The organism is Streptomyces sp. UNOC14_S4 (genome assembly GCF_020740835.1).
Taxonomy (GTDB): Bacteria; Actinomycetota; Actinomycetes; order Streptomycetales; family Streptomycetaceae; genus Streptomyces.
This window is the reverse complement of the sequence record NZ_JAINFC010000229.1, coordinates 1-11,432: the sequence shown is the minus strand read 5'-3', so window position 1 is coordinate 11,432 and position 11,432 is coordinate 1. Positions and strand designations below refer to the sequence as shown.

The following is an 11,432-nucleotide window of genomic DNA, read 5'->3' as shown; positions in this document are numbered from 1 at the left end:
GTCGTCGGCGGCGTCGAGCACGGGCTCGGCGCAGTCCGCCAGCGCCCGGTCCACCGTCTCGGCGACCAGCCAGGCCGCGGGGTCGGCGTAGAAGGACGGTTTGTTCACGGAGTGCTGGGCCGGGTCCTCGGCGACCACTGTCGCCGACCCCAGCACCCGCGTGCCCGGCAGCACGTGCGTCACGGCGTCATCCCTTCGACATTCCTTCGAACAGAAGGCAGGTGTTGAACCCGCCGAAGCCCAGCGTCAGGCTCAGCCCCGCCCCGGGGCCCACGGGGTGTGCCGACCCCACGGCCAGCCGCAGTGGTGCCGCCGGGTCGCGCAGCCCGACGACGGGCGGGACCTGCCGGTGGCGCAGCGCCAGCACCGTCGCGACGGCCTCCAGCGCCCCGGTCGCGCCCAGGCTGTGCCCGAACGCGCCCTTGGTGGCGAACACCAACGGACCACGCTCACCGAAGAGTTCGAGCAGGCTGCGCGCCTCCGCCTCGTCGTTGAGAGCGGTCCCGGTGCCGTGCGCGTTCACCACCGCGACGTCCGCGGGCGTCAGGCCCGCCGACGCCAGGCAGCGCCGCACCGCGCGCACCACCGCGTATCCGGACGGGTCCGGCGCGGTGAGCCCGGCGGCGTCGTTGGACGCGCCGGTCCCGCGCAGCCGGGCGTACGTCCGGGCGCCGCGCTCCCGGGCGGAGTCGGGGTGTTCGACCACCACGAACCCCGCGCCCTCGCCGAGCAGCATCCCGTCGCGTGCCCGGTCGAACGCCTTCGTGCCGGTGGGGCTCATCGTGCCCAGCGCGGAGTGCCCGAGCCGCTTGGCCTCGGTCACCACGTCCACGCCGCCCGCCACGACGACGCGCCGCCGTCCCGAGCGCACCAGGGTGTGCGCGAGGGCGATCGCGTCCGACCCGGCCGAGCACGCGGTCATGACGCACACCGGTTCACCGGGGTGCCCGATGCCCGCCGCCGCGTCGTCGGCCCACGCGTGCAGCGTCGGCTCCTCCTCGTCCAGGGAGGCGCCGAAGCTCGTGCCCAGCACCAGGCCGACTTCGGGGTCGGCCGTGGACAGCCCGGCGTCGGCGAACGCGGCGGCCAGCGTCTGCCCGGCGAGGTCCCGCTGGCGCTTGCCCGGGTCGGTCCCGTACGGCACCGAATCGACCACGGCCGCGAGGGAGTTGCGCAACGGGTGCGGCGATTCGACGGGCGCCAGGCCCGATTCTCCCGCGCACAGCCGGGCCCAGACCGCCTCCGGGTCCCGGCCCAGCGGGGTGTCCCAGGCGAGTCCGGTGATGACCGGGGTCACCACGGGCGGGCCCCCGCCGGGTCGATCTTCGCCCGGCTCATCGCGCCGCGGAACCGGGCGACCGGCCGGTCCTCCACCGTCACCGAGGCGGAGAAGGTGAAGGTGTGGCCGGACAGCCGGTCCGCCCGCACGTCGAGCACGACCTGGTCGCCGGGGACGACGGGGGCGAGGAACCGGCACTTGACCGTGCCGACCAGGGTCACCTCGTCGTCGGCGAGCGGCTTGCTGCTCAACTGGTAGAGCAGCACGCCCGACTGGGCGAAGGCCTGCATGGTGTGGCTGCCGGGCAGGATCACGCCCGGGGTCAGGCCCCGCTCGGGCAGGTGCCCGGACAGCGCGCCCATTTCCGCCGAGACGGCGTACATGCTGCGCAGGAACACTCCGGGCTCATGGTCGAGCACCCGGTCGATGAACAGCCGCGGGTGGCGTCCGCGCACCAGGGCGGCGATCGCCGAGGTGCCCAGCGGCCGGGGTACGCGGGCCGCTTCAGGAGCGGGAGCGGAGGCGGGGGCGGGGGGTGCTGCGTTCGTCGTCTGCTGCATCCGGGACGATTCCTCTCAGGGCGTGTCGCAGCGGTGCCGGCAGGGGCACCGGGCGACGGGTGTCGGGGTCGACGGCGGCGTAGACGAGCCGGCCGGACACCAGCGGGGTACGGGTGCCGTCCCCCTCCTCGCGCAGCAGGTCCACCGCGAGCGTGAACCAGGCCGCACCGACGTGCTCGACCCGGGTGTCGCCCACGACCACGTCGCGGTGCACGGCGCTGTTGAGGTAGGTCACCTGGAGCTCGGTGGCGACCAGGTCGACGCCCGCCGCGGTGAAGGCGGTCAGACCGGCGCCGTACTCCTCCAGGTGTTCGGTGCCGACGGTCTCGATCAGCGAGGTGTAGCGGGAGAAGTGCACGATCCCGGTCGCGTCGGTGTCGACGTGCTCGATCCGGGCACGGAACGCGGTGCTCGCCTCAGCGCCTGTGGCCGCTTTCGCGTCCGTGCTCGCCTCCGTGCCCGTGGTCACTTCAGCGCCCGGGCACCGGCCGCCACCCGCTCCACGACCTCGTCGGCCAGCGCCTGTTCGGTGTTCAGCGGCAGCACGATGCGCAGGGTGGGGTGGATGTAGCGCCGGTCGCCGGACCGCTTGCCCGCGCCCGCCATGAACTCCGCGTACACCCCGGCCTCGATCAGTGCCGTGCGCAGCGCGCCGATCCGGGCCGCCGCGGCGGCGGTCAGCTCCACGCCGAGCATGAACCCGGTGCCGCGGACCTCGGTGAACACGTCCGGGTGGCGGCCCACCAGGACGGTGTCGAGCTGCTTGGCCAGGTGCCCGCCGACGTCGGCCGAGCGGCGCAGCAGCCCTTCGGCCTCGATGTGCTCGATGCCGTCGCGGATCACCGCGCAGGTCGACGGTCGCAGGTCGGAGGTGGACACGGCGCCGGACGCGCGGACGGTCAGCTCGCGCCGGGCGATCACCATGGACGTGGACACCGCGCCCATGCCCAGGTATTTGCCGATGACGGTGATGTCGGTGGGCACCGGCCCGTCCGCGTCCCGCATCGCGAAGTAACCGCCGGTCTTGGCGAAGGTGAGCACTTCGTCGGCGACGAGCAGCACGTCGTTGGCCGCGCACATCCGCGACAGGCCGCGCAGATAGCCGGGCGGGGGCTCGATGATGCCGGCGTCGCCCTGGATCGGCTCGACCACCACGGCCAGGAGCCGGTCGGCGAGCGCGGTGAAGGTCTCCGCCAGGGCGGCGGGGTCGCCGAACGGGATGTGCTCGATCCGGACGCCGTACGGGGCCGCGGTCTCCGGCGCGGGCAGTCCGGCCTGGTAGTGCCTGCGGTTGAGCAGTTGCACCAGCCCGCCGGTCCAGCCGTGCCAGGCGCCCTGGAAGGCCAGGATGGTGTCGCGCCGCTCCTTGCCCGGGCGGTGCTTCAGCCGCCGGGCGTCGAACCGGGACTCCAGTACGAGGCGCATCGCCAGTTCGTTGCCCTCGGAGCCCGAGTTGCGTCCGCTGACGTGGTACTGGCCTGTGGGGAACTGGTCGGTCCACAGTCCGCCGGGCCCGAAGAGCCGGTCGAGGAGCTCCGCCCGTTCCAGCGAGCCCAGTTCGTCGGTGACGCTGCCGACCCCGGTGCCGCGCGCGACCGCCGCGCGCACGACCGGGTGGTCGTAGCCCAGCGCCGCGCTGGCGTAGCCGCCGCTGGCGTCCAGCAGCCGCAGCCGCCTGCCCCGGTGTTCCGGGCTCAGGTCGACCATGTCCAGCTCCAGGCCGCTGCCGCCCACGCAGGCGAACGGCAGCCGCTCCGACCCGTAGTGGTTGAGGTGCAGGTCCGCGCCGCGCAACAGCACACCGGCCGGGTCGTCCCCGGTGCGGTCGTCGCGTGCGGCCGGGGCCGCACTCACGCAGTGGCCGGGGAGTGATCGGCCCCCGACAGCCGTTCGACGAGCGCGAGGACGTCGCCGAGGGTGGACAGCTCCTCCACGGCGAAGGCCTCGTCGGGGATCTCGATGCCGAAGGACTCCTCGCACCGCACGCGCAGCTCCACGAAGCCGAGCGAGTCGATGCCGTAGCCCTCGCGCAGATTGTCGTCGAGCCGCATCTGGTCGGTCGGTACCTCCACCAGCACGTCGGAGGACAGAATCTGTTTGATCGTCTGCAAAGGGTTCATCAGCGTTCTCACCTCTGGACGGGGTTTATCCGAAAGGGCACGACTGAGCATCCGGCGCCAGGAAATACCGGAGGGAATGCAGCGGTAAATCGGCCGACAGCAGGCCGATGGCGACCGTCGATAAACCGGAGCCAACCGTTGATGGTTGCTGAAGCTAGTTTGCTGGATCATGGCCTGTCAACGCGATGTGGAATCACGCCAGTCATGTGCCATCGGCGCCGGGTGCGGGGCCGTTTGCACGCGATTGCTCCGGCGGGCCGACCGACGATCCACTGACCAGCGCGTTTGCCGGGGACGGGAGTTGACCCGACCGTCGGCCACGCCCCTGAAGTGGGCCGACGGCCGCATCCGGAATGATGGCCGAAACCGCGTTCTCCTGGCCGGGTGCATACACTTCCGCTGGCTGGGTACATGCGCTTGTGCACATTCCGACGTAGCGTCATGCGCCATGATCCTCCCTTGCGGCATGGAATGCCGCCGGGCTAGGGTCATGCCTCCCATTCGTTTTCCAGGGGTGAACTCGGGGTGCGGGAAGAGCACGCACCCGGTTCCCCTGGCGATACCATCGCGGCCCCGTGCCCGTATGCGGGCGCCGCCGCGATTCCTCATAACCCGGCGCAGCCGCACCAACATTGCGCTGCCCGCGTCCTCTCTCTCCGACGGCCTTTCCGATGACCGGACCCCGCCTGGTCCCACAGTCGTCGAGCGCGGTCGTCGGCAGGTTCTATCGAAGGGGTATCGAAAGGCCATGAGTGTCTCCCCGGACGCCCTCAGCGGCGTCACCGTGTTCGTCGGCGGCCCGATCCAGCACGCCCTGGTTCCCGGCGGCATGGCGGCACCGATCCGCGACAGCGTGCGCCAGACCATCGACCGGGTGCGGCGGGCCGGCGGCACCGTGCTGTCCGCGCACGTGGCCGAGCGCTTCGGCGCCGACACCGCCTCGTTCACCCCCGAGCAGGTCTCCGTGCGCGACTACGGGTGGATGCGCGAGTGCGACGTGTTCGTGCCGGTGCTGCCGGTGCACAACGGCACCCTGCTGCGCACGGACGGCACGCACATCGAGCTGGGCTGGGCCAGCGCGCTGGGCCGCCCCATCGTCGGCATCACCGACCAGCCCTTCGCCGAGTCGGCCAGCCACCTGCTGAAGGGGCTCTCCGAGGTCGCCGAGGCCACCTTCCTCTCCGCCGAGGAGGTCGCCCTGGACCCGTCGCGGCTGATCGACAGCGTGCTCGGGGCGCTCGCCCGCACCCGGACCACGGTCTGAGGTGGCGGCCGTGACCCACGTGCTCGGGCTGGACCTGGCCAATCCGGTCGTGGTCGGCTCCGGCCTGCTCACCGACCAGGAACGGAACATCCGCCGACTGCTGGACACCGGCGCGGGCGCGGTGATCACCAAGACCATCCACCCCAGCCCGCCCACCGACCTGGACGAGCGCATCCTCCGGCTGCCCACCGGAATGATCAACAGCACCACCTACTCCAAGCGGTCGGTCGGCCACTGGCTGGACATCCTGCGCAGCCTGGCCCGCGACGGGCTGCCGGTCATCGCGTCGGTGCACGCCGACACCCCGGCCGAACTGGCCGAACTGGCCGCCCGGGTGGAGGCGACGGGCTGCCGGGCGCTGGAGCTGGGCATCTCCTGCCTCAACGAGGAGGCCGGCCTCGACGACACCGCCGAGCGCGTGCACGCCTACACCGCGGCCGTCCGCGCGGCGACCCGCCTGCCGTTCTCGGTCAAGCTGGCCAGCGGCGAGGGGCTGAACGCCCGGGCCTTCACGGCCGCCCGGGCGGGCGCGGACGCGGTCACCGTCAGCGACACCCTGCCCGCCGCCGTCGTACACCCGGAGACCGGCGAGCTCGAACTCGGCGGTGTCTTCGGCTACTCCGGGCCCGGCATCAAGCCGCTCGTGCTCGCCTCGCTGTGGAAGCTGCGCCGGGCGGGCTTCCAGCTGCCCGTACTGGCCTCCGGCGGCGTGCAGTCGGGCCAGGACGTGCACGACTACCTCCGGCTCGGCGCGGTGGTGGCGCAGGTCTACAGCGCGCTGCACACCGACATGCACGCCACGCTCGCCCGCATCGTGGCCGAGACCGGGTCATCGACCCATGGAGCCGAAGCCCACCGGCCCGAAGAGGTCGAAGAGGTCGAAGAGGAAGAGACAGAAGAGGTGCGGTCGTGACCCCCCGGTCGGCAGGGCCGCAGCTGAGCGACCTGAGCAGCGCCGACATCCTGGCGGCGACGGACGGCCGGACCGTGGTGTGGCCGATCGGGGCCACCGAGCAGCACGGCCCGCACCTGCCGCTCTCCGTGGACACCGTGCTGGCCGAGGCGTTCGCCCGGCAGATCGCCTACGAGCTCACCGCGCTGACCCTGCCGGTGCAGCCCATCGCGGCGCGGTCGCTGCCGCAGAGCGGCGGCGGGCTGGCCTTCCCCGGAACGGTCCATGTGCGGGGCCAGTCGCTGCTGGACTTCCTGGTGGACACGCTCCAGTCGCTGTGCGCCCTGCCCTGGCACCGGCTGCTGGTCGTCAACGGGCACTTCGAGAACGAGCCCTTCCTCTTCGAGGCCCTCGACGAGGTGAGCCGACGGCCGGTGGCGGCGGGCAAGGAGTTCATCGCGCTGAGCTGGTGGAGCCTGGTCGACATGGACTGGCTGGCCGCGCGGGTGCCGTACTTCCCGGGGTGGCACGCCGAGCACGCGGGGCTCACCGAGACCAGCCTGATGCTCTACCTGCGTCCGGACCTGGTCTCGGCCGAGCGGCCCGACCACACCGAGCCGCCCCGCCCGGGGATCTATCTGCACCCCGTCGACGTGGACACCACGACCAACCAGGGCGTCCTGTCCAGCACTTCGGGAGCCACCGCCGCCCTGGGCGAGGAACTGTTCTGGCACGTGGTCGCGGCCGCGGTCGACCTGGTGACCAAGGGCCATGGACTGCTGCGAGAGGACTGAGAGGAGAAAGCCATGACCGTACCCACCGTCTGCGTGAGCAACGCCGTCGACACCCTGCGGGACTTCGCCGTCCGCGCCGACGGCGTCGACGAGCTGCTGTCGGAGTGCTGGGCCCAGCAGGACCAGGCGCTGTTCTGGGGACCGCTGCCCAAGATGATCATCACCTACGAGCCGATCGCCGACCTGGACTGGCAGCGGGAGTTCCTGGAGCTCGACGGCGTGGTGAACCTCAGCCCGGCCGGGAGGACCGGCTCGCTGTTCGCCGACGCGCTCGCCGACCCGGAACTGATGGCCGCCGTGGCCGCCTACGCGGGGCCGGGGCGCAGGATCCGGCTGATCCCGCACACCACCACCGCCGACCTGTGGCGGTTCGTCGAGGCCCTGCGCACCGGGCACGGCGTCGAGGCCGAGCTGCCGGAGAGCACACCGCGACAGGAGCTGCGCGATGTGTTCGACACCAAGACCGGCCTGCGCGACCTGGCCGCCGACCTCGGCATGACCGACGGCCCCTGCCGCATCCCGCCCGGCATCCACTGCGCCGGGCCGGAGGAGATCCCGGCGGCGGTGCGGAAGATGCTCGCCACGGGAAGCCCCTGCATCGTCAAGGCGGACCGGGGCGAGGCGAGCATCGGCCTGATCGTCTTCAGGCCCGGCGACGACGACATCGACGAACGCCTGGCCGCCAGCCCGTTCTACGGCGAGGACGCGGTGGTGGTCGAGGAGTTCGTCGAGGGGGACATCGCGTTCCCGTCGGTGGAGTACATGGTGCCCGAGCACGGCAGGCCCCATCTCTGCTACACGACCGACATGCTCTTCGAGGGAGCCACCCACCTGCGCGGCAACGTCACCGCGCGCGAGCTCAAGAACGAGTGGTGGTACGGGCCGCTGACCGAGGGCGGGCAGCGGCTGGCCGAGGAGATGCAACGCCGCGGCTACCGCGGACACTTCGGCATCGACGCGATCGCCCGTGACGGCGAGGTCCATATGCACGACCTCAACGCCCGCCGCACCGGGTCCACTCACGTCCACGAGTTCGGCGACCAGTTCATCGGTCCCGGCTACCTCACCACGCACGCGGTCGGTAACTACGATTTCTACGGGCTCCCGGACGGACTGGAGCTGGCGGAGGTGCTGCGCCTGCTCGGGCAGCTCGTGGCCTCGCCCCGGCACGCGGACCGAGGGGTGGTCCCGACCGAACTCACCGATCTGCACACTGGAAGACTGAGCTGCATGTTCTTCGCACCGAGTCTCGCAGAGCTGCACGATCTGATAGTCAAGGCCAGAGTGGCGCTGGGCCTCGACACGTGACCAGTACGCTGCCCGCAGTCGCCACGGCCCGGCGCTGGCTGGTGCTGGCCGTGGTGCTCTTATGTTTCCTTCCCGCCGCCGTCGACGTCACCATCCTCACCATCGCCGTGCCCACCCTGGCCGACGAGTTGCACGCGTCCCCCACCGAACTGCTGTGGATCGTGGACGTGTACTCGCTCCTGATGGTGGGGCTGGTGCTGGTCACAGGCCCGTTGGGCGACCGCATCGGGCACAAGCGGCTGCTGATGGCCGGGCTGGTGGTGTTCGGCGCGGCCTCGGCCCTGTGCGCGACCGCGTCGGGACCACTGGCCCTGGTCGGATCCCGGGCCGTGCTGGCGGTCGGCTCGGCGATGATCATCCCGGCCACGCTGGCGCTCATCCGGCAGACCTTCGACAGCGGCCGTGACCACGCGGTGGCCATCGGGGCGTGGAGCGCCGTGGCGGCCGGGGCGTCGGCGCTGGGGCCGGTGGCGGGCGGCTTCCTGCTCCATCACTTCTGGTGGGGCTCGACGTTCCTGGTCAACCTGCCGGTGGTGGCGGTGGCCCTGCCCGCCGTGGCCCTGCTGCTCCGCAACGAGGTGGAGGCCGAGCGGCAGCCCTGGGAGGCCACGTCACCGATCCTCTCCATGGTGGGGCTGCTGGGCACCGCCTACGCGATCATCGCCGTCACGCATGATGGCGTGGGCCCGGCGGAGGTGCTGGTGCCGGGCGCGGTGGGTGTGACGGCGCTGGTCCTCTTCATACGACGGCAGCAGCGGGCGAAGCACCCGATGCTGGACCTCTCCCTGTTCCGGCTGCCCCTGCTGCGCGCGGGGGTGGTGGCCTCGGTGCTGCCGGTGCTGGTGATGGTCGGCTTCGAGCTGCAACTGGTGCAGTACCTCCAGTTCGCCGAGGGGATGTCGGCCGCGGACGCCGCGCTGTACCTGCTGCCGATGCCGGTCGCCGCGGTGGTGGCCGGGCTGGTGGGCGGCCCGATCGTCGACCGCACGGGCCCCCGGACCGGCGTGCCCGCGGGCCTGCTGCTCGCGGCGGCCGGATACGTCCTGGTCGCCTCCGGCACACTGGTCCCGTTCGGCCTGGCCCTGATCGGCCTCGGCCAGGGCCTCGTCCAGACGGTCGCCTCGAACCTCATCATGGTCACCGCCCCCTCCGAACAGGCGGGCGCGGCGGCGGGCATCGAATCCGTCTCCTACGAGGTCGGCGCCGGCCTGGGCATCGCCGTCTTCGGCACGGTCACCACGGTGACGTACCGTCTGCTCCTCCCGGACGGCATGTCGTCCACCCCGCTGACGGCGGGCGACTCCCCGGAGACGGCCCAGGTGCTCACGGACGCGTTCCACGTCATCACGTGGATCGCGGCAGCCCTCACCCTCGTCACGATCCTCCTGGCGATGCCACGGCGCCGAACGCGCGAGTGAGGGATCGATACGGCAGTTGCCTTGCGATTGCGGGTGCGTCGGCGGGGAAGCGTGGAGCCGTCAGTTGTGGTTCACGAAAGGCGGGTTCATGCTTCTCCCGATCGTCGGCGGTCTTCTCGGCAGCGCCGTTGCCCTCATCAACCTCGCCGTCACCGGCATTTTCCAGCTGGTGAGTCAACTCGTCTGACGACTGCTTGCGCCCGCGCCTCCGGCCCTGCCCTGACCGGAGGCCGGCCGGGCGGGCGAGGCGCCCTCCCGGCCGGGGTGGAACGGCTCAGCTCATGATGAAGCGAGGCTGTACGACCACAGAACCGTACTGCCGTCCCTCCAGGACAGCCCGGGGTCCACGTACTTCACGGAGTTCCCCACACAGTCCCTGTCCCCGTAGAGGTAGACCCGGCGGCCGGTGTGGTTCGCCCCGGCGATGGTCTGGGGCGATTGGTAGCAGTAGCCCGCCGTCGGGTTGTCGGTGTGCGACGTCCCATCTGTGTCGATCCACGTGAAGTAGCAGGCCCCGCCATCGGGCGGCGGACAGACAGGTGCCTTGGCCTCGGCCTTCGCCATGCCGGTCACCCCGACGGCGAGTGTGAACGCGACGGCGAGACGCAGGGCAACTCTCCAGGAAAACACGATCCCCCCTATCCGAGCGCATCGATGCGTTGGTGCGGATATCGACACATCCCCCTGTCCACTCCATTTGACGCCTATCACCCGTATGGGTGGTTTGCGGGTGAATCGGGGAGTGGTCGGCACTCCCCCCTCCCCCTCCCCCCGCGGGAAGGGTGGGTGAATGCGGTAAAGGTGACGCATCGCAATTAACCCGTCACCTTCCCCATGGTCGGCAGTTCATTTGAGTGTGAAAGTACGCCGGTCATACGCATGCTGGCGCCGACTGGAAGGAAGCTTGTGAGCATCGTCAAGCGGGTCGCTACCGCCGCCACGCTCGCCGTCACCACTCTCGGGGTCGGCTGCGGGACCGCCTCGGCCACTCCGGGCCAGGGCGAAGGCCCCACGTACATCTACTGCAACAACCCCTACAACGCCTCTCTGGTCGACACCTCCGGCGGAAGCGCGGTGGTGCGGCAGGCCCAGGATCTCCTGGGGGTCGGCGTGGGTGGTGACGGGTCCGGCGGGTCCGGAGACGGTGGCAACGGGGCCGGCGGCAACGCCACCAGCGGTAACGCCAAGGGCGGTTCCGGTGCGGCCGACAACGGCGGTGGCTTCGGCAACATCGGCGGCCCTGTCTTCGGTGACGACGGCAGCTCGGCCCCGGGCGGTTCGGGTACGAGCGGTCCCGCCTCCGGGGGTCCCGGCAAGGGCGGCACCGGCATCGGAGGCCCGGGCAGCGGCGGTTCCGCCGCGACCCGCGGCGCTCAGCGCCAGGGGGCCACGGCCAACGGCGGCAAGGGCGGCAGCGCGGACCTGTCCAACGTCCAGCAGGCCAACCACAACCGCTGCGGGCAGAGCACGGACACCGAGACCAGCAGCACGGTCGACAACAGCACCTCGACCGACAACAGCACCTCGATCGACAAGTCGGTCCGGACCAGCAAGCTGCGCATCGACCGCTCCGGCCGTCCGCAGCAACACTGAACACGACTGACAGGCGGACAGCAGGCCCGCGGGGGCTTTCGGCGAACGCGGCGGAAGCCCCCGCCCCCGTACCTGCCTGCGGGCGCGGATGAGCCAGGAGCCATGCCCGGGAAGTTCTTCGCGGAGTCGGTCGGCGCCCGCCGTGCCGGGGGTTCGCGATCCGGACAAGTGGAGTGCGGGCCGAAGGGGGGCAATCGGGTGGGG

At 71.5% G+C, this 11,432-nt stretch carries 12 protein-coding genes and 1 pseudogene; 6 read left to right on the top strand and 7 right to left on the bottom strand.

Features of this window, described 5'->3' with window-relative positions; all coding sequences use genetic code 11:
- The 6 genes and pseudogenes from K6I34_RS20725 to K6I34_RS20700 all read right to left on the bottom strand — a co-directional run.
- Window positions 1–183 (bottom strand): annotated as a pseudogene (locus tag K6I34_RS20725) (polyketide synthase); the annotation flags it as partial.
- 4 nt (window positions 184–187) lie between these two features.
- Window positions 188–1,300 carry a beta-ketoacyl synthase N-terminal-like domain-containing protein gene (locus tag K6I34_RS38685; RefSeq protein ID WP_229327811.1) on the bottom strand — a complete coding sequence of 371 codons (1,113 nt, stop codon included), beginning with the start codon at window positions 1,298–1,300 and terminating at the stop codon, window positions 188–190.
- A complete protein-coding gene (locus K6I34_RS20715; RefSeq protein WP_229327810.1) occupies window positions 1,294–1,839 on the bottom strand; it encodes a 3-hydroxyacyl-ACP dehydratase FabZ family protein in 546 nt (181 codons plus the stop codon). The genes K6I34_RS38685 and K6I34_RS20715 overlap by 7 nt, the downstream gene beginning before the upstream one ends.
- Window positions 1,784–2,308, bottom strand: coding sequence for a thioesterase family protein (locus K6I34_RS20710; RefSeq protein ID WP_229327809.1), 525 nt, complete (start codon window positions 2,306–2,308; stop codon window positions 1,784–1,786). Before K6I34_RS20710 ends, K6I34_RS20715 begins: the two co-directional genes overlap by 56 nt.
- Window positions 2,305–3,693 carry an aminotransferase class III-fold pyridoxal phosphate-dependent enzyme gene (locus tag K6I34_RS20705; protein WP_229327808.1) on the bottom strand — a complete coding sequence of 463 codons (1,389 nt, stop codon included), beginning with the start codon at window positions 3,691–3,693 and terminating at the stop codon, window positions 2,305–2,307. Before K6I34_RS20705 ends, K6I34_RS20710 begins: the two co-directional genes overlap by 4 nt.
- A complete protein-coding gene (locus K6I34_RS20700) occupies window positions 3,690–3,959 on the bottom strand; it encodes an acyl carrier protein (RefSeq protein WP_229327807.1) in 270 nt (89 codons plus the stop codon). The genes K6I34_RS20705 and K6I34_RS20700 overlap by 4 nt, the downstream gene beginning before the upstream one ends.
- Window positions 3,960–4,707: 748 nt before the next feature.
- On the opposite strand from K6I34_RS20700, the gene K6I34_RS20695 reads away from it, so the two are divergent.
- The 5 genes from K6I34_RS20695 to K6I34_RS20675 are packed head-to-tail and all read left to right on the top strand — an operon-like array spanning window position 4,708 to window position 9,635.
- Window positions 4,708–5,223: a nucleoside 2-deoxyribosyltransferase gene (locus K6I34_RS20695; protein WP_229327806.1), complete on the top strand. Its 516-nt coding sequence runs from the start codon at window positions 4,708–4,710 to the stop codon at window positions 5,221–5,223.
- Window positions 5,224–5,233: 10 nt separating this feature from the next.
- The gene (locus K6I34_RS20690; protein WP_229327805.1) at window positions 5,234–6,136 is read left to right on the top strand and encodes a dihydroorotate dehydrogenase; all 903 of its coding nucleotides are present in this window, start codon (window positions 5,234–5,236) and stop codon (window positions 6,134–6,136) included.
- Complete coding sequence (locus K6I34_RS20685; protein WP_229327804.1) at window positions 6,133–6,909, top strand: creatininase family protein; 777 nt, start codon at window positions 6,133–6,135, stop codon at window positions 6,907–6,909. The genes K6I34_RS20690 and K6I34_RS20685 overlap by 4 nt, the downstream gene beginning before the upstream one ends.
- Window positions 6,910–6,921: 12 nt before the next feature.
- The gene (locus K6I34_RS20680; RefSeq protein ID WP_229327803.1) at window positions 6,922–8,217 is read left to right on the top strand and encodes an ATP-grasp domain-containing protein; all 1,296 of its coding nucleotides are present in this window, start codon (window positions 6,922–6,924) and stop codon (window positions 8,215–8,217) included.
- Window positions 8,214–9,635 (top strand): MFS transporter, encoded by a 1,422-nt coding sequence (locus tag K6I34_RS20675; protein ID WP_229327802.1) that lies wholly within the window; start codon window positions 8,214–8,216, stop codon window positions 9,633–9,635. The genes K6I34_RS20680 and K6I34_RS20675 overlap by 4 nt, the downstream gene beginning before the upstream one ends.
- A gap of 279 nt (window positions 9,636–9,914) precedes the next feature.
- Here the strand turns inward: K6I34_RS20675 and K6I34_RS20670 are convergent, their stop codons facing one another.
- The gene (locus K6I34_RS20670; RefSeq protein ID WP_229327801.1) at window positions 9,915–10,265 is read right to left on the bottom strand and encodes a hypothetical protein; all 351 of its coding nucleotides are present in this window, start codon (window positions 10,263–10,265) and stop codon (window positions 9,915–9,917) included.
- 276 nt (window positions 10,266–10,541) lie between these two features.
- On the opposite strand from K6I34_RS20670, the gene K6I34_RS20665 reads away from it, so the two are divergent.
- Window positions 10,542–11,228 (top strand): hypothetical protein, encoded by a 687-nt coding sequence (locus tag K6I34_RS20665; protein ID WP_229327800.1) that lies wholly within the window; start codon window positions 10,542–10,544, stop codon window positions 11,226–11,228.
- Window positions 11,229–11,432 lie beyond the last annotated feature (204 nt).